Annotated in this window: 22 protein-coding genes; 13 read left to right on the top strand and 9 right to left on the bottom strand. The window is 37.8% G+C overall.

The features are described 5' to 3' along the window. Nucleotides 1-56: 56 nt before the first annotated feature. Nucleotides 57-395: a hypothetical protein gene (locus ACY3XC_RS12090; protein ID WP_464868751.1), complete on the bottom strand. Its 339-nt coding sequence runs from the start codon at nucleotides 393-395 to the stop codon at nucleotides 57-59. Nucleotides 396-477: 82 nt separating this feature from the next. Continuing rightward, nucleotides 478-1491 (bottom strand): aspartate--ammonia ligase, encoded by a 1014-nt coding sequence (gene asnA, locus ACY3XC_RS12085; RefSeq protein ID WP_464868750.1) that lies wholly within the window; start codon nucleotides 1489-1491, stop codon nucleotides 478-480. 500 nt (nucleotides 1492-1991) lie between these two features. Here asnA and ACY3XC_RS12080 point away from each other — a divergent pair, with 500 nt between their 5' ends. The 5 genes from ACY3XC_RS12080 (at nucleotide 1992) to ACY3XC_RS12060 (ending at nucleotide 5311) form a co-directional block, all read left to right on the top strand. Beyond that, the gene (locus ACY3XC_RS12080; RefSeq protein WP_464868749.1) at nucleotides 1992-2159 is read left to right on the top strand and encodes a hypothetical protein; all 168 of its coding nucleotides are present in this window, start codon (nucleotides 1992-1994) and stop codon (nucleotides 2157-2159) included. Nucleotides 2160-2262: 103 nt separating this feature from the next. Beyond that, a complete protein-coding gene (locus tag ACY3XC_RS12075; protein WP_095248688.1) occupies nucleotides 2263-2610 on the top strand; it encodes a PadR family transcriptional regulator in 348 nt (115 codons plus the stop codon). Further along, a complete protein-coding gene (locus tag ACY3XC_RS12070; RefSeq protein ID WP_464868748.1) occupies nucleotides 2591-3229 on the top strand; it encodes an HAAS signaling domain-containing protein in 639 nt (212 codons plus the stop codon). Before ACY3XC_RS12075 ends, ACY3XC_RS12070 begins: the two co-directional genes overlap by 20 nt. Nucleotides 3230-3299: 70 nt before the next feature. Next, a complete protein-coding gene (locus tag ACY3XC_RS12065; protein ID WP_464868747.1) occupies nucleotides 3300-4760 on the top strand; it encodes a DUF4153 domain-containing protein in 1461 nt (486 codons plus the stop codon). A 59-nt stretch (nucleotides 4761-4819) separates the two neighbouring features. After that, complete coding sequence (locus ACY3XC_RS12060) at nucleotides 4820-5311, top strand: DinB family protein (protein ID WP_464868746.1); 492 nt, start codon at nucleotides 4820-4822, stop codon at nucleotides 5309-5311. 52 nt (nucleotides 5312-5363) lie between these two features. Here ACY3XC_RS12060 and ACY3XC_RS12055 read toward each other — a convergent pair whose 3' ends face one another. After that, on the bottom strand, nucleotides 5364-6158 hold the full coding sequence (locus ACY3XC_RS12055) for a TIGR00266 family protein (protein WP_464868870.1): 795 nt from the start codon (nucleotides 6156-6158) through the stop codon (nucleotides 5364-5366). A 325-nt stretch (nucleotides 6159-6483) separates the two neighbouring features. Between ACY3XC_RS12055 and ACY3XC_RS12050 the strand changes: the two genes are divergently transcribed. The 7 genes from ACY3XC_RS12050 (at nucleotide 6484) to ACY3XC_RS12020 (ending at nucleotide 16343) form a co-directional block, all read left to right on the top strand. After that, a complete protein-coding gene (locus ACY3XC_RS12050) occupies nucleotides 6484-8232 on the top strand; it encodes a SulP family inorganic anion transporter (protein WP_464868745.1) in 1749 nt (582 codons plus the stop codon). Nucleotides 8233-8246: 14 nt separating this feature from the next. Beyond that, nucleotides 8247-8603, top strand: a complete 357-nt coding sequence (locus ACY3XC_RS12045; protein WP_464868744.1) for an ArsR/SmtB family transcription factor — start codon at nucleotides 8247-8249, stop codon at nucleotides 8601-8603. Between the two features lie 146 nt (nucleotides 8604-8749). Further along, a complete protein-coding gene (locus ACY3XC_RS12040) occupies nucleotides 8750-10564 on the top strand; it encodes a TIGR04190 family B12-binding domain/radical SAM domain protein (protein WP_464868743.1) in 1815 nt (604 codons plus the stop codon). Nucleotides 10565-10814: 250 nt separating this feature from the next. After that, complete coding sequence (locus ACY3XC_RS12035) at nucleotides 10815-11015, top strand: cold-shock protein (protein WP_007083969.1); 201 nt, start codon at nucleotides 10815-10817, stop codon at nucleotides 11013-11015. Nucleotides 11016-11185: 170 nt separating this feature from the next. Beyond that, nucleotides 11186-12331, top strand: coding sequence for an exonuclease SbcCD subunit D (locus tag ACY3XC_RS12030; protein ID WP_464868742.1), 1146 nt, complete (start codon nucleotides 11186-11188; stop codon nucleotides 12329-12331). Beyond that, nucleotides 12328-15465, top strand: a complete 3138-nt coding sequence (locus tag ACY3XC_RS12025; protein WP_464868741.1) for an SbcC/MukB-like Walker B domain-containing protein — start codon at nucleotides 12328-12330, stop codon at nucleotides 15463-15465. Before ACY3XC_RS12030 ends, ACY3XC_RS12025 begins: the two co-directional genes overlap by 4 nt. A 254-nt stretch (nucleotides 15466-15719) precedes the next feature. After that, nucleotides 15720-16343 carry a hypothetical protein gene (locus ACY3XC_RS12020; RefSeq protein WP_464868740.1) on the top strand — a complete coding sequence of 208 codons (624 nt, stop codon included), beginning with the start codon at nucleotides 15720-15722 and terminating at the stop codon, nucleotides 16341-16343. A gap of 200 nt (nucleotides 16344-16543) precedes the next feature. Here ACY3XC_RS12020 and ACY3XC_RS12015 read toward each other — a convergent pair whose 3' ends face one another. From ACY3XC_RS12015 to ACY3XC_RS11990, 6 genes are all read right to left on the bottom strand, one after another. Continuing rightward, complete coding sequence (locus ACY3XC_RS12015; RefSeq protein WP_464868739.1) at nucleotides 16544-17317, bottom strand: HipA family kinase; 774 nt, start codon at nucleotides 17315-17317, stop codon at nucleotides 16544-16546. Nucleotides 17318-17338: 21 nt separating this feature from the next. Further along, a complete protein-coding gene (locus tag ACY3XC_RS12010) occupies nucleotides 17339-19285 on the bottom strand; it encodes a hypothetical protein (protein ID WP_464868738.1) in 1947 nt (648 codons plus the stop codon). Continuing rightward, entirely contained in the window at nucleotides 19282-20271 is a 990-nt protein-coding gene (locus ACY3XC_RS12005) for an aminoglycoside phosphotransferase family protein (protein ID WP_464868737.1), read from the bottom strand. Before ACY3XC_RS12005 ends, ACY3XC_RS12010 begins: the two co-directional genes overlap by 4 nt. Nucleotides 20272-20295: 24 nt before the next feature. Further along, nucleotides 20296-21432, bottom strand: a complete 1137-nt coding sequence (locus ACY3XC_RS12000) for a glycosyltransferase family 4 protein (protein WP_464868736.1) — start codon at nucleotides 21430-21432, stop codon at nucleotides 20296-20298. Nucleotides 21433-21448: 16 nt separating this feature from the next. Next, nucleotides 21449-22099: a hypothetical protein gene (locus ACY3XC_RS11995; protein WP_464868735.1), complete on the bottom strand. Its 651-nt coding sequence runs from the start codon at nucleotides 22097-22099 to the stop codon at nucleotides 21449-21451. A 300-nt stretch (nucleotides 22100-22399) separates the two neighbouring features. Then, nucleotides 22400-22816, bottom strand: coding sequence for a hypothetical protein (locus ACY3XC_RS11990; protein ID WP_464868734.1), 417 nt, complete (start codon nucleotides 22814-22816; stop codon nucleotides 22400-22402). Nucleotides 22817-22981: 165 nt separating this feature from the next. On the opposite strand from ACY3XC_RS11990, the gene coaW reads away from it, so the two are divergent. Beyond that, nucleotides 22982-23788 (top strand): type II pantothenate kinase, encoded by an 807-nt coding sequence (gene coaW / locus ACY3XC_RS11985; RefSeq protein ID WP_464868733.1) that lies wholly within the window; start codon nucleotides 22982-22984, stop codon nucleotides 23786-23788. Nucleotides 23789-23795 lie beyond the last annotated feature (7 nt).

Below are 23795 nucleotides of genomic sequence, written 5' to 3'. Positions count from 1 at the left end.
TTGGTGAAAAACATAAAAAGATCCGCACATGATTTCCAACTGTGCGGTTCTTTACGTTATTTTTCACTCTTTTTATCATTCTTTTTATCACTTAAACCTCTATAGATTTGGGTATACATACTTCCTTCTTTAATGTTTTCAAGAAAAAAAGGACCAATGAGTTCTATATATTCCTCATCATCAAACATTCTTTTGTTTTCTAATTCCATTTCTCCCAATCCATCGTATGTAGAAAGCAGTGCAAAGGTATGATCTTCACCAGATATAGGTGTAAGGATTTCAACATGGTGGTTATAATTGTCATTTCTAAATTTTTTAATCTCACGTAAATTGTCTATCGCTTCTTTAAATTTATCTTGTTTAATAATAAACGTCTGATAAACAAATACAGACATTAAAGCACCCCCAGAGAATTTACAAGCATACATATCTTTATAAATCTCCAGGAAGTCTGATAATTATTCTAAGTACTTAAAATTACAATAGTGTGATGTTTGCTTTTCTACAGTTTTCAAGGATCTCATCATTCCAGACCGAAACCTGAACCTCACCTATGTGAACTTTTTGTAGAAAAAGCATACATATCCTTGATTGTCCAATTCCTCCACCAATCGTATAAGGCAGTTCCTGGTTAAGAATGGCTTGATGATATTCTAAGGACATTCTATCCTCAGAATTTGAAATCTTTAACTGCTTTTTTAGTGCCTCTTCATCTACACGAATGCCCATAGAAGAAACTTCAATGGATTGTTCTAGAAGGGGATACCAGAAAATAATATCACCATTTAATGTCCAATCGTCATAATCTGGTGATCGTCCATCATGTTTTTCCCCTGATAATAACTGACCTCCAATTTGCATAATGAACACCGCACCATATTCTTTTGCAATCCTGTCTTCTCGTTCTTTCGATGAAAGTTCTGGATACATTGTTTCAAGTTCCTGCGTGGTAATAAAATGAATCTCCTCAGGCAGTATAGGTTCAAGTACTGGATAATGCTCGTGTAAATAATTTTCAGTTTTTTTAAATACTTGAAATATTTTTTGAACTTCAGATTTTAAAGTCCCTAAATTACGCTCTTCTTTTGTAATAATTTTCTCCCAATCCCACTGGTCTACATAGATGGAATGCAAGTGATCTAAAACTTCATCTCTTCTAATCGCATTCATATCGGTGTATAATCCTGCACCAAGGGAAAAGTCATACCTTGCCAAAGCCATCCTTTTCCATTTTGCTAACGATTGAACGATTTCGATATTTGCATTTTTAATATCCAATGCCTCAAAGGAAACCATTCTTTCGACACCGTTTAAGTCATCATTTAAACCCTTTCCAGATCTTAAGAGGATAGGAGCGGAAACTCGGGTTAAATTTAAACTCTCAGCTAAGGAGCTTTCAAAGAAATCCTTTGTTTTTTTAATTGCCACTTCTGTTTGTAAAAGATCTAATTTTGAAGCATAAAGCTGTTGAGTAGAAAGTGAATTTTCCATTAAATCAAAAACCTCCATTTAAAATTATATTAAAAAAGTGTTTTTATATGCAATCAGATGTATTCCAAAAGAATATTCTGAAATTATAGCAAAATTATGATTTCCTTTCCATAGGTTTAGACCAAACAATAAAAAAAATCTCTTCATCGATTTGACTCGGCTGAAGAGATTTTTTTCATTACCTCAGTTGATCCCAATCGGAGTAAACTCCGCTGCCTTGACAACCAGGGCATTCCACTGAGTTATAATAAGCAAATTCATTATAGGGATAAACTGTAAAGCCTCTCCCGTAGCAATCAGGACATTTGTCTTGAGTCCTCATATGAGATACATGATTTTGATATCTAGTTTCTCTCCATTGGTTAAAGGAGTTAATTAAACCCATGTTCTACACCCCATTGTTTTTTACTTAGTATGATGAAAAAATGGAATATTTATGCAGATAACGATTTGTGTATGTTTTTTATCATGATTCCCAAACTAACAGTAGAGGTGATACTATGAGTGATTGGAACGAACAAGCAGCGCCAAATAATAATATTCCTCCAAGGATGATTAAACCAAATGAACTATTTGATCTAAAAAAGAATCATGAGTTTTCTGAGGAGTTATCTGATGGCGGGGAACGTGATCAATTTATCCAGCTCCAGAAAAATAAAAAGAAATAAACATTTTTGTGGCGATGGTAAAAATCGTCACTTTTTTATTTTACAAATAATCCTTCATGGTGTAGAATTTCTATGTACCTAATAATTCTAGGTAGGTGAAGATATGTTTAATCGTGAGTTGGTAAAGGGAAGTACTTCATTAATTTTGCTTCAATTGTTAAATGAAAGAGATATGTATGGATATGAATTGGTCAAAGAATTAGAGCAGCGAAGTGATAATGGCTTAAGTGTTAAAGAGGGGACATTATATCCAGCCTTGCACAAGCTTGAAAAACAAGAGTATATAGAGTGCTATTGGCAGGAGCAGGAGAAGGGCCCAGCACGTAAATATTACCAAATTACGGATGCAGGAAAAGAAGTTTTAAATGAAAAAACCCGTGAATGGCAGGATTTTGTAAAGGTGATGAACAAGGTAATAGGGAGATCAAAGCATGGAACGGCCGAAGAATAAGTTTTTAGCAGAACTGGAAAAGGGCCTTGTAAACCATCAAGATAAGCAAAGTATCCTAATGGAATATGAAACTCATATCGATGAAATTCTGATTGAAGCCTGTGATTGTAAGAATGAGTTTGAGGTGATGGAACGAATTATTTCCAGATTGGGGAGTCCTGAGGAAATCGCAGCCTTGTGGAAAGAGGAACTTTCTGTAACACCTAGTAATATGAAATGGCTATTTATTCTAATGAATGTTCTTTTTTTTGGTGGAGGAAGCTTATTAACGCTTTTCCATAATGTATATCAATGGGATTGGCTTTCGGTTATATGGAGTCATTTAACCGCTATTCCTACCATAATTGCTATTATTTATATGTTTTTTTGGGCGTTGCTCGGCTATGAAATCGGGAAAGGCTTTGGACATGGAGGAAGGACCCTTTTGAAAAAGACTTTTTTACTTTCACTCATTCCAAATCTGTTGTTAATGGTCTTAACGGTATTTGAAATTATTCCGCATTCATGGTTTGAACCGTTATTAACAAAATCATTTATTATTGCTTGTATCATTTTGACCATCATCTTATATCCAATTAGTTGGCTTGGATATCGATGGGGGAGGAAGGCATCGATATAAGCAGCTTTTTTTTACCTATATACCTAGAAAAACTATGTATATAGAATTTCTACGTGAAAGAGGGATATTTATGGAATTGAAAATAGGCAAATCTGATTGGATATTTTTATTGTTATGTTTGGTGTTAGGAATTGTGGCGGAGGAAGCTTTTTTTCGCACTGAAATAGGGATATCCTATTTAGTCTTTATTGTTGCCTTTTACGGTTTGTTTTTTTTCCGCTATCGAGGTTTCTCCTTCTCTCACCAGCGATTTGGATATCTTGTACTTATTTGTATCTGGCTGTTAGCAGCTAGTTATTTTATTAATGATAATATGTATTTTTATGCTTTGAATATTATCGTGATTCCTGTGCTTGTTTTTTTTCATCTTGTAATAGTAACAAGTCAAAAAAGCATTCGTTGGAATAAACCTGCCTTTGTTACCTACTTATTTTCGAAATTAGGCGGTGCAATTAAGTATAATTTCGTATTTGCATCACTTTTGGGAAAGGTTTTTAAACAGGGGGTTGACGAAAGTAAGTTTCAAGTGTGGAAAAAGGTTTCCATTGGAATATTGATTTCCATTCCCGTTTTAATGGTTGTCTTATTGCTGCTTATGTCAGCAGATACTCAATTTGAAAAGATGGTAGGGGGAATTCCACAGTGGTTTCAGTTAATTGACGCTGAAGTAGTTTTTCGTATCGTCGTAGTTTTGTTTTATGCTTTTGCTATCTTTGGTCTCATGCAGGTTCTGATGAAGAAACAAATAAATGTAATGAATCAAAATGGCAATCAACTAACCTTTAAAATGGATGGTATCATTACCATTACTGTCTTAGTGTTAATAAATGCGGTATATGTCCTCTTTACCATTGTCCAATTTAAATACTTCTTTAGCGGGTCGCTGCAAGGTGATTTCACCTATGCTGAATATGCAAGAAAAGGCTTTTTTGAACTATTATTTGTTACACTGATCAATCTATCGATTACCGTTCTTGTATTAACTTTTGTTAATAGTACGATTGGTTTCATAAAACGATTTATCCAATTGCTGCTAACCACTCTTGTCCTTTCAAGTGCAGTGTTATTAAGTTCAGCTTTCATGCGCTTAAGCATGTACGAGGATGCATATGGGTTTACTTTCATAAGAGTGATGGCGCACTCGTTTATGATTTTCCTTGTTGTCATTTTCATGTATACCTTAATAAAGATCTGGATTGAAAAACTTTCCTTATTCCACTTTTATTTTATAAGCGCCTTACTCTATTACACCGTGATGAACGTAATAAATGTTGAGCAAATAATCGTGACAAAGAATATTGAAAGATATGAACAAAGTGGGAAAGTTGATTTGCATTATCTAAATAGCTTATCTTACACAGGTATTCTAGGGTTAATTGAGTTATATGAAGAAAACCCTCAGCTTCCGGGCTTGAAAAATATCTTACTAGAAAGAAAAAATGAAACATATCTGAACAATATTCCATGGCAATCCTATAACCTTAATAGAGTTAAAGCAAATGAAGATTTAAGAAAAATTGATTTAGAATAAAGGTAATCAAAGGATTGGGTCGAAAATATAAGGATAACATTTATCTAGGGGAGAATTGGATGATGAACGGAAAAGATGTTTTACTTGAACAATTTCTTTGTTGTCAAAAAAAGAGTCATTGGTTTATTTCTTTTGAAAAAGCAGTCGCTGGTTTAACTAAGGAGCAAGCCAACTGGAAAAAGACAGATTCTGAGAATTCTATTTGGGAAATTATTAGTCATTTGGTTTTTTGGAATCAACGTTTTTTAAACCGGTTTAATGGTATTGCTATTCCGAGGATGGAAGGAAATAATGATACTACTTTTACCTTTTTAAAAGATTTGGAATGGCAGGAGGTCGTGGAAAGATATAATGTGGTGATGATTAACTGGTATGAAAGCATTGAAAATAGTGAAAATGAGAAGTTTGATCAATATATTAGTGAAGAATCGAAAGAAACATGGTTAGAATCATTATCGAGTATTACCCTCCATAACGCTTATCATATTGGACAAATGGTTACAATCCGTAAAATGCAAGGTTCATGGGATCCTGAACAGGGGTTAAGCTAACTGAAAAACCGGGCTAAGCCCGGTTTTAAGATTTTTAATTTAGATTTTACTGTTAATCCCCGCCAAACATATCAAAGATACCTTTTGCGATGCTGCCTTCTCCCTTATCACCACCACGATGTGGTGCAGCTGCGAAGACGCGGCTGGCGAGTCGGCTAAATGGCAGTGACTGAATCCAAACCGAACCAGGCCCGCGTAGAGTCGCAAAAAATAAGCCTTCGCCGCCGAAAAGGGCTGTTTTAACTCCTTTAACCATTTCTATATTATAATCGACGCCACTCGTCATAGCCACCAAGCATCCGGTGTCTACTCGTAATGTCTGACCAGGGAGGAGTTCCTTTTTGGTAATCGTTCCACCAGCGTGAACAAATGCAAGACCATCACCTTCAAGCTTTTGCATAATAAAGCCCTCACCGCCAAAGAACCCAGCACCAATTTTCCGCTGGAATTCTATCCCAACCGAAACACCTTTAGCAGCTGCGAGAAAGGCATCCTTTTGACAGATAATTTTTCCACCCAACTCACTTAAATCCATTGGGATAATTTTACCTGGGTATGGAGAGGCAAAGGAAACGTGTTTTTTGCCATGACCCTGGTTAGTAAAGGCGGTCATGAACAAGCTTTCCCCAGTAATGACCCGTTTCCCTGCGCTAAATAGTTTACCCATTAGTCCGCTGCCGCCAGTGCTGCCAGACCCATCTCCAAAAATCGTCTCCATATGTATGTCATCTTCCATCATCATAAAGCTTCCTGCTTCGGCGATAACTGTTTCCTGTGGATCAAGCTCAACCTCAACAAACTGCATATCATCGCCATAAATCTTATAATCGATTTCATGATTATTCATCATTTTCCCTCCTCAAATAAAAAATCCCTTATAATTCCATTTTATAAGATTTAGGGGGAAAGTGCTAATTTTAAACATAAAAAAGACGCCTGCATTTAGCAGGCGTCTTTGCGTATTGAGGCGAAAAACCACACTCCACATAGTGCGCTCCATAAGGAATGTTTCTCGACTTACACAACTCAGCTCATCGCTAAATAAATATACCACAGAGATACGGAAAAATACAACTGGAAATATTTTTAAAACAAATGTCTTGATTATTATTTCGAATTCCTCTATATTCAAATAATCAGATATACAAATTCAAAAGATAAGAAGGGTTCATATGTTTAGTGACAAAAGATTCCATCAATATTCCTTAAGTAATGTGCCAAAAGATGTCCTATCAGGACTCATTGTCGGTGTAATTGCCATACCTCTTGGAATGGCCTTCGCAATTGCTTCAGGAGTGAAGCCGGAATATGGAATCTACACAACAATTGTTGCCGGAATCCTCATTTCCCTTTTTGGAGGCTCGAAGTACCAAATCGGCGGTCCAACCGGTGCGTTTATTCCAATATTATTTGGAATTGTTATGACGTACGGATACGAAAACTTGTTAATTGCAGGCTTTTTAGCCGGAATCATGCTGCTGTTAATGGGAATCTTCAAACTGGGATCTTTAATAAAGTTCATTCCCAGACCCGTAACAATTGGTTTCACCACAGGGATTGCGATCACCATTTTCACCGGACAAATTGCTAGTTTCCTAGGGTTGACGGGGATTAAGAAACACGAAGAATTTATCAAAAATTTAAATGAACTATTCATTCACATTGATACGATTAACCTTTTGAGCATCCTTACAGCGGCCATATGTTTAGCAACCATTATATTTACGCCCAAGATTGCCCCTAAGGTCCCAGGTCCACTAATTGGATTAGTTGTTTCAACTGTGATTGCAACCTTGCTTTATCCAGGGCAGGTAGCAACAATCGGCAGTGCTTATGGACAAATTCCAAGTTCATTGCCAAAGCTTCAGATGCCTGATTTGAGCTTCGAGATGATTATTACTCTATTAAAACCAGCGTTTATCATTGCGATGCTTGGCGGGATTGAATCACTGCTTTCAGCAGTTGTTGCCGATGGCATGACAAATAGTAAACATAACAGCAACAAGGAACTCATAGGTCAAGGGATTGCCAATATGGTAACTCCGCTTTTTGGAGGAATACCGGCAACAGGGGCCATTGCCAGAACGGCTACCAATATAAAAAACGGGGCAGTATCACCATTATCTGGGATCATTCATGGAATAGTAGTATTGCTCGTACTAATGTTTTTCGCTCCATTTGCATCCTATATACCGCTCGCAAGCATGGCGCCGATCCTAATGGTTGTTGCATGGAATATGAGCGAACGCAAAGTATTTGCCTATATATTAAAAACAAAATCCACTGATTCGCTGGTCTTAGTTGTTACCTTTTTACTAACAGTTTTTGTTAATTTGACAACTGCAGTTGAAGTCGGTTTAGTGATGGCTGCGGTTCTATTTACCATGAGAATGAGCAATCTGATGACGACTGCAAAGGCTCTGCCAAACCTTCAGCATAAACATGCAAAGGTCGAGACTCAAATCGTATCTGATACACATGATTGCCCTCAAGTAAGTATTTATAATGTAGAGGGTCCATTATTCTTTGGAGCTGCCCAAACCTTTGAAACATCGATTATGACCACGATAAACTATCGACCTAAGATTCTCTTATTACGGATGAGCAGGGTTCCTTTTATGGATACTACGGGTGAAGCCAATTTGGCTAGTATTGTGTCCCATTTTTCAAAAAATGGTATAGTGATTATATCGGGAATAAGCGAACAGCCCAAAAATGTTTTGAGAAGTACGGGCTTATATGATGTGATTGGTCAAGAGAATTTCTTTGAACACACAGGTGACGCCATTCAGTTTGCGTTATCTGAACTGGATCGCAATAAATGTCTTGGCTGTAAACACTTTGCATTTAAAGAATGTAAGAAGCTTTCTGCTTCAGAAGTAATGGAAAGCAGTAACCAGAAGCTCACAGCTACTTACTAAAGGACGTGAATGAATTGAATCTAGAAATGCAGCAATTTAAGGCGGAATTTTTTAAAGCTCTCGCACATCCATTGAGAATCCGCATACTGGAGCTGCTAGCTGAAGGGGATAAAAATGTAAATGAAATTCAAACCCTTGTTGGCAGTGAAGGATCTGCCGTTTCACAGCAGTTAACAATTTTAAGAGCGAAGAATATTGTCTCGGGAACAAAGGAAGGGAATAAAGTCATTTATACTTTAAAAGATCCAATGATTGTTGAACTGCTTGCCGTTGCTCGACAAATTTTTAATAATCATCTTGTGGATACCATTACGATATTAGATAAATTCAGAGACGAAGATGAAGAAGTAGTTGCGATGCCGAAGAAATAAGATTCTTCGGCTATTTTTATGTTTAACCCTAGGAATACCTTGCTTTTATAATTATCAATTAATTGTAATATTTGTACCATCTTTTTCCTTGATTTCTATATTACTATAGAGGTGTAAACAAATAATGGAATTTAGGAAGTGATCAAATGATTTACGACTTGGTACTGCTGCATCCGCCTACAGTCTATGATTTCAGAAAAAAAATGCTATTTACCGGTCCAATCAGCGATGTGGTTCCGTCATCTCCCGTTTTTGAAATGTACCCGGTTGGCTTAACTAGTATCGGGGATTACCTTGAACGATATGGATTAAAAGTGAAGATTGTCAATATCGCCAATCGAATGCTTTTAAACCCCAATTTCGATGTTGAGAAAAAAATTAAGAATATTAAAGCAAAGGCATTTGGGATAGACCTACATTGGCTGCCGCATGCACATGGCAGTGTGGAGTTAGCCAAAATCGTTAAGAAATTCCATCCGGAGACTCCTGTAATGTTTGGCGGGCTATCCAGCACATATTTTCACAAAGAATTAATTGAGTATCCTTGTATTGATTTCGTTGTCCGCGGTGACACCACTGAAAAGTTAATACTTATGCTGCTAAATAAGTTGGAGAAGAAGGATGTATCGGGATTTACAGATATTCCTAATCTAACCTGGAAGCGAAATAATCAATATTTTTATAACGAGATTACTTATGTACCAGATAGTCTCGATGAGTATAATTTGCCAGGTTATCGCTATGTCATAGGCTCCGTCTTTAAATATTTAAATTTATTAGACCCATTGCCATACAAAGGATGGCTGCAATATCCAAATACCGCTATATTAACTTCTAAAGGATGTAATTATAACTGTTTAATCTGCGGTGGGTCTAAAGATGCCTATGAGTTAAACTGTAATCGGAAGAAATTAGTCATGCGCTCCCCACAAAAAATGCTTGAAGATATTGCTTTAATTCAAAGATTCACACGAGCCCCAATTTTTCTTTTGAATGATATAAGGCAAGGTGGCAAGGAGTACGTTGATGAGTTCCTAGACGGCTTAGCAAAAATGAAGATAAAGAACGAAATTGTCTTCGAATTGTTTAATTATGCAGATGAGAAATTTTTTGAAAGATTAAATAAAGCAATGCCTAAGTACAGTATCGAGCTAACCCTTGAATCTGCAGATGAAGATATCCGCAAATATAATGGAAAGCTGCCATGTACAAATGCTAGAGTAATTGAAATGCTCCAATTTGCATTAAAACAAGGCTGTGCTAAAATTGATTTGTTTTTCATGACGGGAATTCCTAATCAAACGTATGATAGTGCGATGAGAAATGTAGATTTTTGTGAAAATATTCACAAAGAATGTGGTGAGGCCTCGAATATTTCGTACTTTGTAGCACCACTTTCTCCATTCCTTGATCCAGGCAGCCCGGCGTTTGAAAATCCAGAGAAATATGGCTATAAAAAATTCTGTAACAAACTAGAAGACTTCCGTGAAGCTATGAAACAACCATCCTGGAAAAATATGCTTAGCTACGAAACCAACAGCATGACAAGAGAGGAAATTGTAAAAGCGACGTATGACTCAGCATTGAAGCTTAATCAATTTAAATACAAGAACCATATTATTGCCAAAGAGGTTCATGATGAGGTTAGGCTGAAAATAGAAAAGTCAGTCGAGTTCCTTGCCAGACTTGATGCACTTGAGTTCCTGCCAGAGGAGGAAAAACAAAAAGAGCTTTCCGTAATAAAAAAAGAAGTGGATCAAATTAATCGACACAGTATTTGCGGTGAGAATGAGCTGAAATGGGAAGTCAAAAAGCTATTTGCTAACTTCCCTTCACTAACCTATATTGGTTTAGAATTACTCATCAAAGATGTCGTAAAGGATCTAAAATGTAAATTCGGCAAGATTGACAGGAATCAAGTTATGGTCACAAATCCAAGCGGTAATGAACACGAAAAGTAATGCGATACAAACAGCTCAAAAGCCTGGCAAACCGCGAATTTTGTAGGCTTTTGTCTATTGTATTTTATTGACTATACAGCTGAAAAATGTTAAATTTTAGTCAGCCGTTGCACGAGATTAGATTTATGTTACAATGCTTGTTCAAGTTTTAACTGAAGTTTGGATAAGAAAGTGGAAGTAAAGCTATCACGTTGTAATTTGGTGAATTTTACACATGGCTTAATCTAAGCCAATAGGAGGATTTTTTTACATGAAAAACGGTAAAGTAAAATGGTTCAACTCTGAAAAAGGTTTCGGATTTATCGAAGCTGAAGATGGAAACGACGTATTTGTTCACTATTCGGCTATCCAAACTGAAGGTTTCAAAACTTTAGAAGAAGGTCAAGAAGTATCTTTCGAAGTTGTTGAAGGTGCTCGTGGACCACAAGCTGCTAACGTTACTAAAAAATAATTCTATGAAAACAATGATTTAACAGCCCGGCCAATGTGTCGGGCTGTTTTTTGCATTTATGACATAATCTTCATCCATTATTACCTGTAATTGCTTCGTTTTCCATCCTCATATAAGTTGGTATTTTGCTATAATAGTATTTATGAGATGAAAAGGATGGGGTGACTAAAATGAAATTTATCCATACTGCCGACTGGCATTTAGGTAAGTTAGTGCACGGTGTCTATATGACGGATAATCAGCGTGAAGCGCTAAATCAATTTATAGAAATTGTGGCGGAAGAAAAGCCGGATGCGGTCGTGATTGCCGGTGATTTGTATGATCGTTCTGTTCCACCAACAGATGCAGTTGAATTATTAGATGAAATCCTCTTTAAAATCAATGTTGAGCTAAAAACTCCTGTAGTTGCGATTGCGGGAAACCATGATAGTGCTGAACGTCTTTCATTTGGAAGCTCGTGGTATAAGCATAGCCAATTCTACTTATCTGGTAAGCTCTCAGATAGCTTTAAGCCCGTACAGGTTAACGGGGTCAATTTCTATTTGGTACCTTATGCAGAACCTGGAGTGGTACGTCAACTTCTTGCAGATGATTCGATTCATTCCCATCAAGATGCTATGAAAGCATTGATTGGCAGGATGGAGGAAAACTTGAATCCCAACGAGCCTAATGTGTTGGTAGGACATGCCTTTGTCTTGGGAGGGCAGACTTCAGACTCAGAACGGGTTTTATCCGTTGGGGGATCTGGTTGTGTAGGTGCAGAACTATTTGAACCATTTTCTTATACGGCACTGGGTCATCTCCACAGTCCGGATGCCATTAAACATGATAAGGTAAAATATTCCGGCTCCCTTTTAAAATATTCCTTTTCAGAAGCGAAGCAAAATAAATCGATTTCTATTATCGAAATGGACGAGAAAGGAATTTTTTCTCATCGCTATAGGTCCTTGAGTCCGACACATGACATGCGTGAACTTGAAGGGCATCTTGAGGAGTTACTAGATCCTTATTTTTATGAAAAACAAAAATTACATGATTATCTGAAAATCACTTTGCTAGACGAAGGTGCACTGCTTGATCCAATCAATAAATTACGTCAAGTATATCCAAACGTACTCCATCTTGAACGGAAAATAGATATTACAGATTTGAAGAAAAAGCAGTCATTTAACATTACTCAAAATGAGAAGAAATCAGAGCTTGATTTGTTTGAGCAATTTTATTCGGAAATGACAACCTCTGAGTTTACTGCTGACAAAAAAGAAGTTATGGCTGGTGTGATTGGAAAAGTTTTACGAGAGGAGGGTGCAAAGTGAGACCATTAAAACTAACGATGCAGGCATTTGGTCCTTATGCAGATGTCGAAACCATCGATTTCACCCAGCTGGGTAATCGCACGATGTTTGTCATTTCTGGTAAAACCGGATCAGGTAAGACCACAATTTTTGATGCAATTAGTTATGCAATATATGGAAAAGCAAGTGGGGAAGACCGTAACGGACCTGAATTACGAAGCCAATTTGCAAGAGCTGATTTGGTAACAGAGGTTTCACTCGACTTCGCAATCCGTAACAAAGTATATTCGATTACCCGCTTACCTCAACAGCCAAAAAAGAAGGAAAAGGGTGAAGGATTTACTACTTTACCTGCCAAGGCCGAATTATACAGCTGGGATGAGAAAGGTGAAAAGAAATTAATCGCCACTAAGATCAATGAGGTGGAGGAAAAGATTAAGGAAATTATGCTGATTGACAGCAACCAGTTCCGCCAAATCTTAATGATTCCTCAAGGTGAGTTCCGTAAGCTATTAACCTCCGACAGTAAGGATAAAGAAGTTATTTTACAGCGGTTGTTCCATACTCAAATTTATAAAATGGTGGAAGACAGGCTGAAAGTAGAATCTACAGAATTAAAGAATTCTGTTGAAATGCAGGTTCAAACTAGAAATGACAACCTCCGACGTATTCAAGCGGTAACAAACGAAGAGCTTAAAGGATATTTAGAAGCAGATAGTGTTAACGATTTGATCATGATGCCATTACTGCAGGAAGAAATCAGTAGTATGGAAAGCCTGATTGAAAAATTGGTTATTAGCTTGAAAGAAAAGGAACAGGAACAAGACTTCTTAAAAGGGAAGTTATTTGAAGCCGAAACGATCTTAAAGCAAATTCAGACAAGAGAAGCGTTAAAAGAGGAAAAACTTAAACTTGAATCACAAGCTGAGATCTTTGCTGAAAAAGAAAAACAGGTACAGCTTGCGCATAAAGCAGCATTATTGGCACAGCAGGAAGAGCTATGCCATCGATTAAAGCGTGAATTGGACCAACTGAATGGAAATGTAACATCTATACAGGGCGAAATTGAAAAATTAGATGTTCTTACAAATCAATACGAGCAACTGTGGCAAGCAGAGCAAGAGCGTGAAGGTGAACGACAAAAAGCACTAGAAGCCATTAATCAATTAATTAATATGAAAGACGATGTTTATTCCTTTGCTGCTTTAGTAAAGGACTCTGCAATTGTGGAAGCCTCTCTTAAGAGTGCAAAGGACAAGCAGCTAAAAGCAGAAAATAACTTTAAATGCTTGGAAGAACGAATCAAAGTACTAAACGACAAAAAGATAGTCATTGAGAAGGGTAAGCTAAAATATTTAGAAAATGACCGTCTGATTGAAAAAATGCAGGCAGAACTTGATAAGCTAGAAAAATATGAACTTAACCTGGGACGTCATCAAAAAGCAGTACAAGATCATAAAGTGAAATCCGGCAAGTTCGAAAAAATAACTGCTAGGTATTTGGATGCAAAGGCACTAGTTGAAGATATGGAGAATCGATGGCTGCATGGCCAAGCGTCCCTTCTGTCAGCACGACTTACTAGTGGTGAGGCATGTCCAGTTTGTGGTTCGGAGCATCACCCATCACCAGCGTCATCGAATCAAGCTCTAATCCCAAATGAAGAGGACCTGAAAGCTGCAAAGCAGCAGGCAGCTCTATTAGAAAAAGAAAAATCAGCAGCAGAATCTCAGTTTTTTGCGAGTCAATCTATTGAAAAAACACAACGGGAAAAGTGTGAAGAGATTTTTAAAGAAATATACACTTACCGGATTGATTTTAAGGAATCGGATTTACATTTAACGAAGACAGAAGTGATTTCTAACAGAAATAAGCTACTTGAATCACAAAAAACACTTGCTGCTCAAATTAAAATACTTGATCAAATTAATCATGAACTAGAAAAGAGTGGTACGGAAAAAACAGAATTACAAAGTGCTATTCAGCAGTTTGCTGCACATGTAACAAAGGTAACTGTACAGTTTACGGAGATGAGAACGAATTTAACTAGGATGATGAAGGTTATTCCAGAAAATCTTCGTACTGAAGAAGCCTATGAAACAGCACTATCAACATCTAAAAAACATCATGAAATGTTAGTGCAAAGGCTTGAAGAGGCGAAGCAGCGATTACAAGCAGTTAAAGAAAAACAATCTGCTGAAACAGCTAGATTACAGGACGCGGTGAAGCACCACTCTAGCAAAGAGAATGAGTTGAAAACAGAGAAAGAACTCTTTGTTAATAGACTTGCAGAACAAGGGTTTATTAATTATGGGGAATACCATTCTGCTAAAAAAAATGAAGCTGATATCCGGAATCTTGAAGGCCAAATCCGCGGTTACCGTGAAGAGTTACGCTCTGTTTCAGACCGCTTAAAAGAGTTGACTGAGCTTTTACAAGACATTAAGACGCCAGATGTTGATGGATTAAAAGCTTCATTAGAGAATTTAGCCCGTAAAATTGAAGAGCTAACCAATCAGCGTACGGATCTATTTGTTAAAAAGAGAGACAATGTTGAAATTTACAATAATGTAGAAAGAATAAATGAACAAATGAAGGTGTTGGAGGAACGATATAAGTTGATTGGCCATCTTCATGAAATTGCGAAAGGACAAAATACGTATCGAATTACGTTTGAACGCTATGTACTTGCGTCTTTCTTAGATGATATTTTGCGGGAGGCAAATGTTCGATTAAGGAAAATGACGGCAGGACGATTTGAACTTCTAAGGAAAACAGACCGTTCGAAAGGGAATGTTCAAAGTGGCTTAGAACTGCTTGTCTTTGACCAATATACTGGTCAAGAGCGCCATGTAAAGACTTTATCAGGCGGGGAAAGCTTTAAAGCTTCTCTATCATTAGCTCTTGGACTAGCAGATGTCGTCCAAAACTATGCAGGCGGAGTTTCATTAGAAACGATGTTTATTGATGAAGGCTTTGGAACGCTGGATCCGGAATCACTTGATCAAGCGATTGAAGCACTAATGGATATCCAAAGCAGTGGACGCTTAGTCGGTATCATCTCGCACGTCCCAGAGCTTAAAGAACGAATTGATATTAGACTAGAGGTTATAGCCGGGCAAACCGGAAGCAGGACGGAATTTATATTTACAAACTAAAACAAAAACACACGAATTTTTCGTGTGTTTTTGTTTTGGCTTCAACATGCTTGGATAGCTTTGAAATTGGGGAAAGGAAATTGCGCTTCTGCTAGGGATGAGAGAACCCGGAAGCCGATTGTAACTGGAAAGCAAACTCTCTCTTGAAAATTTTGATGAGCCGGTCAAGAGAGTTGTCTAGCACAAGCACCTTACTTAGAACATATTCTAATATAGTAATCAGATATTGAGACAAAAGAAAGGAGCTGTTGAGAGTGAATTTGGAAAATGAGATTGTCGATAAGCTGGATAAAATTCATATATCGAAACAATCCGGAAGTGTGGAAATTTATAACCCAACAAGTTTTAAGTTGTTGGGAAAAGGGCACCAAGGGGCTGTTTTTCAAATAGATGAAAATCGCTGTGTGAAAATCTACTGTGCAAAACAAGACCTGAATCGTGAGCTTCATGGATTGCAACTTGGAGGTAATATTGGTATTTGTCCAAAGGTGTATTTATCGGGAGAAAATTTTATTGTTATGGAATACTTGACATATCCAACTCTTTTCGAATTTTTAGACAAGAATCCACTTGATAAGGAATTAACGGCCAAAATTATTGATGTATTGGATTCATTTGAACAAGCAGGCTTCAATCGTTTCGATCATTCTGCGCGTCACATCTATGTGGTGCCTGATGAGAAAATGAAAGTAATAGATGTAGTTCACATGATTAAACCTCAGCCTGTCCTCTTAGCAAAAAAACTAATTGGTGATATGGGAGTTAATGCTGAAGATTTCGTTCGATTTGTCCAAGAAATTAGTCCTAAATGGTATAATCGCTGGGTTAATGATCCTGATTTTCCTGATTTAATGACAAAAGTGAAAGGACAAGTATAGATTATACGTTTCATTTACTCTGTAACACCTATGAGAGTAAGGTTTTATTTTGTCTAGAAGAATCGCCGATTGGCGAGCCCTTAAAGGCGGTTCATGAGACGCAGTCGAAAAGCACGACTTTTCGACTGCGTCCTTATGCATACGGAGCCCTTTCTTATTAGCCTAAAAAGGTTCTGCCATGAGGCAGAACCTTTATTCCTTTATTTTTTCTTTTTTTTGCATTGTAAATTTAGCTCTGGTAATAATTGTTTTGCATTAACAAGGTGGGTGACAAGCGCCTCCCTTTCCATTTCCGATACATCCCAGTCGTCAGGAATCGATTTGATTACTTCCTGAATTGCCTTTTCTGGTATTGCCATTATTTTTTCGATCGCTGCATTTATCTCGTTTTGACTTTGCAATAAAGAAACACACCACTTATGAACGTTCAGGTTAACAGCCACTTTAGGCATTTTCCTTAGTGTTTTGACGGTCCATTTCGCCTCAGAAAAACAACGGCCGTGGTCGATCATATGGAGATAATACTCCCCCTTCTCAGCGAGTTCGAGCAGGACATTGTTCTCTTTACGATCTGTATTGCCTATCCAAAGATCGAATACCATCATTAAGGCAAGATGATCTCGATTGATTACTTTTACGTGTTCATTCTTCGAATCCCTTAAGAGTTGAATACAATTGTCAATAAACAAACTGGCAAACTGGCTCCCAGAGGTGAACTTGAGTTTAGAAAGAATTGGAGACTCCTTAATAAAATCATCTTCTATTTGTACCACTTCAAAAGGTACAACAGGAAGGGAGAGAAGTTGGCCAAATTTACCGGCAATGTACTCGTTTACCATAACTCTCGTTCCAGATGGATTATTTTTGAACTTCACTACATACGTGCGACCATCACTAAAAAGAATGTGCTGAGGTTTGGAATAACCTTTAAAGAAGGTTTCCAGCAGCTTAACAGGATGTATGTTCTGATTCATACTAATTAAATCCTCCTTTTTCTAATATGATGAAAACTCTGCTCCTAGACAAAATGAAGCAGAGGTAGATGTGACCGTTAGCCCCAAACAAAAGCCGTGTCCGAAAATAGGAATACGAGGCATCCTCCAAATGATATTCTCTGACTTTAGGGAAACCCAAGAAATCACTTTCCCGTTTTGAAATCCTCTCTTGTTTTCATTTTGGTAAGGGAGAATGTCGGATCGGCCTTCGCGCAATAGTCGCAAGTAGTCTGGTGATAAACCAATATCGAGTGATAGAGGCAAAATGTTTGAAGGAATATGGTCATATTTAATATTGATTTCACCTTGTCCTTTTTTGAGTAAAAAGTGTTTGGTCATCCCATAGGCAGCACTGTTTGATTGCTTGTTCACGATCACGAGCTCAACTTCTTGATCTTCTTTTATCGTGAGAGAAAGAAGTTCATATGTGTCATGTTCAAATCCATAATCTGCCAATGCACCTGGATGATTCATTGGAACGTCCATAAAGTCGTTTAGTTCCTCCAACCAATTCCAGTCGTCTGATGGATTACCAACGATAAGCTGCCCATCAACTTCTTTATAAAAAAACAGGTAAATGATACGCCCCCCGAAACGAGGCGAAATCACTGCGGCTAAAACATTATTTCGTAATATGATTTCCTTATGACCGTCATTATCTAAATCATCTTCAAAAGCATGAATGAGGCTGGAGTTATCGCAATCATTTTCCCATTTTACTGCTTCCATCAGGATTGAGGTTGCCCGAACATGACTGGCGACTGCACGTGCCCAAGGAGCGGGTAATGGGACGCCGCTGCTGTCTGGATCGCTGTGAATACTGTTTGGAGCGTCGTGCCAGCCTGTTTCATAAGTACAAGCAAGAAAGTGTTTTCGTGCTAGTACAAGTAATGAAGACTGTGGATTAGTCTTAGATGAAAGCTTTTTTAGCTCCTCCCACGTTTTGATCAAGGATTGTTGATAAGGAGCCCAAGCCTGTGAATTAGCCCAATTCATATAATCTTCACCAGCTCCAAACTCTGTAGCCAGCTCTCGGTAGGTACCAGTTCCGATAGGACGCTGGGGTTGAATTTTGTGATTCGCCAACCATGACCGAAGAAGAACGGGTGTAACATCTTGTCTATTAATCAACCATTCCAGGAAACAACGATAATGTTCAACAGCAAGAGGATTCCAAGGAGGAATTCCTGCAACCTTCTCCATATCATCGCCATAGATTGCAATTACGTCTCGACCGTTCATGATCTCTTGCTGTATTTGCGACATAAGAATATTTAATCGTTGTTCATGCTTCTCTGTTTCAAGAGGGACAGATAAACGCATTTCATAAGAGAGCGGAAGCGCGATTAAACCTTGACTCCCTTCAATACGATGAGCTTCAAAAAGTTCGGGAATAAAGCGTGGATTAAGATCAAAGTTTCCACGTAAGGCGTTAGATAAGAATAAGCGGTCATCCACTAGAACATATTGAAACCCTCCATTAGGAAGACTTGTATCAGTAAGAACATTAGCTAGTTTTTGGGTATTCCATACTCGTTCAGGAACCCAAAATCCCGTTACCTCAGAAATTTCGGATCCAAGCCACGTTTCAAACAGACGCAGTTCTTCTTCAACTTGATAACGATTATGTTCGCGATCAAACAAAGGCATAATATTTTGGGCATACGTAGATCCAATAATCTCTACTAATCCCGATTTTCTTAATTCAACAATTTCTTCAAGAAAAAGCGGATCAAACCAGGCGCATGCTTCGATAAACGTGCCACTAATATGGAGGTGGAAGGGTATGTTATATTGGGAATGGAGATCAAATACAGCTCGTAAACCGGAGGTAGCGTCAGGAGGCCCAATAATCTCATCGATACCCGGACGATTGTCGTAGCCGTTAGTGATCAGGTATTGATTGGCATGGTGAACGATGGCAATGGGAATGGATGGGCCGCTCATTTATAACCCTTTCCTTGCAAATACAGCTCGCACTTGGTAAGAAAAGGATCTATAATGGTAAAGTTTCCTGTATTTAGGACACATAATTCATAGTGCAGGCTTTCAAAAAGGGAACGAGCACTGTATAAAGAGATTCGATCAAGAAAAGACTGTTTGTCGTAGGCAGGATGAGCATCAAAATACTTTTCAATGAAATACTTAATCATTGGTTGAAAAAAATCAAAATTACCTTTCTTGAAAAAGCCGCTTACCTGAATTTGACATGCCAAATACGCTACATCCCAGGCGGGGTCGCCTGCAAAATGGTGATCAAAATCAATCGCAATGACTTTTTGCTCATGCAAAAATACATTTTTTGTATGAAAGTCACCATGAAGTAACACTGCTTCGCCTGTACTGATTTTATCTGAATTTTGAATAAATTTATCGTATATAGATTTTAGCTTTGCTTTTTCTTTTGGTATTCGTTCTGTAAGATCTTCATAAAAACGCCTCACGTCAGCATTGGCTCTTGTTCGTGTCGCTTCGCGGATTTCTGTAAGAGGAATCTCATGCATTCGTGTCAACCAGTCTGCCATTAGAAAGGCTAGCTGCTTGCTATTCATATTTGGATCATGTATCCAATCGTCCAATGTTTTGCCAGGAGACTTAGACATAATCATTAATCTCCATTTCTGTAAATAAGCGATGGGATGTACTATCGTATACTGAGGATCAAAACCAAATCCATTGTTCCACAAATATTGCAAAAACCGATAGCTTTCAATTCCTTTTTTTTGATCAGAATAGACTTTTCCAATTAAAGATTCTTCTTCCAATTCTCCATCTTGATTACGGTAGGTTACAAGATATTCTAGGATCATTTTCCGTATTTTAGGGGTGTAGGAAATGAGTACAGCCTGCAGAACCTTTCTGCTTGTCCCATAGCAATCTTGATAGGCTGAAATAATATCCTCAATTGCAGGAAGTTGTGCCTCTTTTGACATATTCTATTAACTCCTTTCCTTAATTTACGTTGTGTTTAATAGCTTTAAATATAATTGGCGAGTCTTCTTTGCTACAAGGTTCCAAGACCATGTCCGTGCTTCTTGAGCACCTTTTTGCCCTAAGGTTTGTCTTAGCTCTGGGTTGTCCAAGAGGTGAATGATCGCCTTTGCCAGTTCCTTCGGCTGATTCGGCTCAATGATATGAACATTCTTGACAATTTCCCCAACTCCGGTTGAGGACGAGATGATTGTCGGGATACCTGCAGCCATTGCTTCCAAAACCGTTATTCCAAAAGGTTCAGATCTGGCTGGAAGAACATAAAGTATGGCATTTTTGTAACATTCTTGCAATTTCTCACCAAAGACACTTCCTGTGAACTCAACACGATCAGCAATTTTCAAGCGGCGTGTTTTGAGACGTAACTTATTGAGTAAGTCACCATCCCCTGCAATTATAAAGCGGACATCATTACGTTCTGCAAGAACAAAACTAGCTGCTTGTAAAAAATCATCTGGAGCTTTCTGGCCGGTCAATCTACCGAGAAATAAGATATGCCCTTCAATTTTTTGATAATCTCTGTTTACCATCTGTTCAAAAGGTGAGAAGTCAATACCATTGTAGATTGCAGTTATTTTATCCGGATCGGCACGGTAACGATCAATCAGAATTTGTTTTGTCCTTTGGGAGACAGATATCGTATGATTCACGGTAAGAAGAGCTTCTTGTTCAATAGTAAAAATCGCGGGATTAAGTGAATTTCCCGCAGCTCGATCATATTCTGTAGAATGAACAGTCCAGATGAGGGGAATCTTGTATTTTTGGGCGATTCCTGTTGCTGCAAATACACCCATCCAATCGTGCGCATGAATGATATCAATACCTTCCGGTTGAAATACTTCATCCAGTCGATTCCGGAAATCCATTACAGAATCCCATATGGCAGTTCCTAAATAAGAATAATCCGAGAATGGCTTGTTCATCTGCACATGATGAATAACCATACCCTCTGGAGTTTCAAATTCGAGTTTCTTAAACGCAGGGAGGTAAAAATCAATACTAACTCCGATGGTTGTCAATTCTCGAACAATGGCTTGACAGTGGATGCCCAACCCCCCGGAAAATTGCGGCGGATATTCCCAGCTAATCATTGCTACTTTCATGAATTCCAAACACCTCCTATTTACTTTTACCTAACTTTGCTTTTGCGATAGTGGCATTGAACTTAGGATGATTTGTCCAAGTGTTATACAAAGTGGGTTCAAATTCTTTTACGTACTGAAGAAAGATAGTAACCTGATTACCCAATCCCTTGATCATTCGCTGTGGAAACTGCTTAGGTGGTATTTTGTTATGGCGGTGTAAGTTTACTACCTTAAGACTGCCGTCTGGCATTAAGTAAATGTATGCCGGATCGTGGTCAAGACGGGTAAAACCAATTGCCTTAAAATCATCGAGAAGACCAAGAAGTTTTTGTATTAATTCAATGGTTAAAGGATTGTTTTTCAGGTAATCAGCTATAGTCGGCGCTTTAATAGACTCCATTACTACGTAAGTCCCTCTTCTTTCATAAACAATAGGAGTAATTCCTCGTTCCGCTCCCATCTGAAGAGCTTGAAACTCTTTTTCGGCTTTTTCCTCTTCTTCGAAATACGCTGCACAACGAGTTTCATCGATACCAATGACAACACGCTTCTCTTCCTGGATGATGATAGGAAGGTCTGTCGGATTATGAATGATTATTCCTGTAGATTCAGGCTTCGTCACCTTTATTTTGTTAATCTCATTGATTAACCTTGCTTCATCGGAATTCTTAGACTTATGTTGCATAATGCTTCATCTCCCTCTATAAATTAAAAAAATGTAAAAAATATTAATCTACTAATAAGATATGATAAAGATAGAAAAGGGAACTCAACGCTTGTCCAACTTCTGAAAAATTTGGCGAAAACACTAGTTCAAAAGAAATACTTACTAACTATTTGGAAACATTACGTTAGATAAAAGGAAGATTCTCTTAAGAGGTCTTCTTTTTTTATGTAGGACACAAGTTATGGAATCAAAAATCAAATAGGAAATATCGCTGGATTAAAAAAAAGAACTAAAAAAACCAGAAAAAATTCTGGTTTTTTAGTTTGATTTATTTTTTTCAAGATAAGTTGCTAACTCTTTAAAATTCCCTCCTTGGTAAACAACCCCGGCTTGGTCAAAAAGAATATAAGAGGGTTCTGTCTTAATATTAAGCTCGGGATATGCTTGCTGTGCCATTTCTAGCTCGGGAAGACTTAAAATATTATTGACTTTTTCAGTGATTTTATTGTTTTTTTCAATCGGATTTTCATTATCCCCAATGACTAAAAGCGAAAAGGATTGTTCACTTTCAGATAATAGATTTGGATAGGGGAAAGCAGCGTTTGTTTCCGATTTAGTTGATTCCTCCATCTGATTTTGTACCGTAGATTGTTTTGTCTCCTCTTTAGGTTCAGAGTTTTGACAACCCACTAACAGTATCATTCCTATAACAATAGTCCAACCGATTCTCTTCATTGAAATCTTCCTTTGTTGTAATAGAATTCTTTTCTAAAACATAACACATAAATAGTTGTCTTAGACGGGCTGAATGTGTAGGATTCGTGAAATGAAAAAGCAGGATAAATAGGGATTATTGTCAAATAAGTAATAAAATCAGTTCTTTAGAAGGAGTGGGGGGCAATGCAACAGATTACTGCAGGAATTGATGCTGGTGGTTCGTTAATCAAAATCGTTTATCAGGAAAATGGAAGAATGCATTTTAAGAAGTTTTCAATAAACAAGCAGGATTCTGCTATTTCATGGTTAAAAATGGTAGCTCCCTCTTTAAAAGTTTCCATTACAGGCGGTAAAGCGCTTGCTATACAAAATAGGTATTTTCAAGAAAGTACGTTAATCCCTGAATTTCAAGCAACCTGTGAGGGGGCACGTTTCTTACTTACAAAAGAAAATAAGAGTATCGAAGAATCCTACTTGGTCTTAAATATTGGTACGGGAACCTCGTGGCATCTGGTAAATGGGGATAAAGCGGAGCGAATTCTTGGCAGTGGAATGGGCGGAGGTACATTCACGGGTCTAGGCTCTTTATTAACGAAAGTACAGGATTATCAACTGCTTACCGTGCTCGCTGAAGAAGGAAATAAAGGAAACGTGGATATGCTGGTTAAGGATATTTATGAAGCAGCAGACAGCCCCATTCAGGGTGATTTAACAGCAGCGAACTTTGCTAAAGGTAAAAAACTGAACCATATGGAAGCGGATAGACTTGCCTCACTTTCCAATATGATTGCTGAAACTATCGTATTGTTAACCTCGCAGGCTGCAACCATTCACCAAGTTAAAAGTGTGGTCATTATCGGAACTGCAATTATCGGTAATCCATCATTAAAACATGGTCTAGAATACTATTTGAATATGGTAGGTTTATCTACGATGTTTTTGGAAAAGGGAGAATATTGCGGTGCAATTGGAGCCTTTTTGTCGGTCTAAAAATGTT

This window comes from Bacillus sp. CZDM1, assembly GCF_055502545.1.
This window is presented reverse-complemented; position numbering and strand designations above follow the sequence as displayed.

What these genes read in the sequence shown, in the direction of transcription:
- ACY3XC_RS12075 (WP_095248688.1), top strand. Translation starts at nt 2,263, where the DNA reads ATGTTTAATCGTGAGTTGGTAAAGGGAAGTACTTCATTAATTTTGCTT.
- ACY3XC_RS12040 (WP_464868743.1), top strand. Translation starts at nt 8,750, where the DNA reads ATGATTTACGACTTGGTACTGCTGCATCCGCCTACAGTCTATGATTTC.
- ACY3XC_RS12065 (WP_464868747.1), top strand. Translation starts at nt 3,300, where the DNA reads ATGGAATTGAAAATAGGCAAATCTGATTGGATATTTTTATTGTTATGT.
- ACY3XC_RS12070 (WP_464868748.1), top strand. Translation starts at nt 2,591, where the DNA reads ATGGAACGGCCGAAGAATAAGTTTTTAGCAGAACTGGAAAAGGGCCTT.
- ACY3XC_RS12050 (WP_464868745.1), top strand. Translation starts at nt 6,484, where the DNA reads ATGTTTAGTGACAAAAGATTCCATCAATATTCCTTAAGTAATGTGCCA.
- ACY3XC_RS12090 (WP_464868751.1), bottom strand. Translation starts at nt 395, where the DNA reads ATGTCTGTATTTGTTTATCAGACGTTTATTATTAAACAAGATAAATTT.
- ACY3XC_RS12010 (WP_464868738.1), bottom strand. Translation starts at nt 19,285, where the DNA reads ATGAGCGGCCCATCCATTCCCATTGCCATCGTTCACCATGCCAATCAA.
- ACY3XC_RS11990 (WP_464868734.1), bottom strand. Translation starts at nt 22,816, where the DNA reads ATGAAGAGAATCGGTTGGACTATTGTTATAGGAATGATACTGTTAGTG.
- asnA (WP_464868750.1), bottom strand. Translation starts at nt 1,491, where the DNA reads ATGGAAAATTCACTTTCTACTCAACAGCTTTATGCTTCAAAATTAGAT.
- ACY3XC_RS12030 (WP_464868742.1), top strand. Translation starts at nt 11,186, where the DNA reads ATGAAATTTATCCATACTGCCGACTGGCATTTAGGTAAGTTAGTGCAC.
- ACY3XC_RS12015 (WP_464868739.1), bottom strand. Translation starts at nt 17,317, where the DNA reads ATGAATCAGAACATACATCCTGTTAAGCTGCTGGAAACCTTCTTTAAA.
- ACY3XC_RS12000 (WP_464868736.1), bottom strand. Translation starts at nt 21,432, where the DNA reads ATGAAAGTAGCAATGATTAGCTGGGAATATCCGCCGCAATTTTCCGGG.
- ACY3XC_RS12080 (WP_464868749.1), top strand. Translation starts at nt 1,992, where the DNA reads ATGAGTGATTGGAACGAACAAGCAGCGCCAAATAATAATATTCCTCCA.
- ACY3XC_RS12060 (WP_464868746.1), top strand. Translation starts at nt 4,820, where the DNA reads ATGATGAACGGAAAAGATGTTTTACTTGAACAATTTCTTTGTTGTCAA.
- coaW (WP_464868733.1), top strand. Translation starts at nt 22,982, where the DNA reads ATGCAACAGATTACTGCAGGAATTGATGCTGGTGGTTCGTTAATCAAA.
- ACY3XC_RS12035 (WP_007083969.1), top strand. Translation starts at nt 10,815, where the DNA reads ATGAAAAACGGTAAAGTAAAATGGTTCAACTCTGAAAAAGGTTTCGGA.
- ACY3XC_RS11995 (WP_464868735.1), bottom strand. Translation starts at nt 22,099, where the DNA reads ATGCAACATAAGTCTAAGAATTCCGATGAAGCAAGGTTAATCAATGAG.
- ACY3XC_RS12055 (WP_464868870.1), bottom strand. Translation starts at nt 6,158, where the DNA reads ATGAATAATCATGAAATCGATTATAAGATTTATGGCGATGATATGCAG.
- ACY3XC_RS12005 (WP_464868737.1), bottom strand. Translation starts at nt 20,271, where the DNA reads ATGTCAAAAGAGGCACAACTTCCTGCAATTGAGGATATTATTTCAGCC.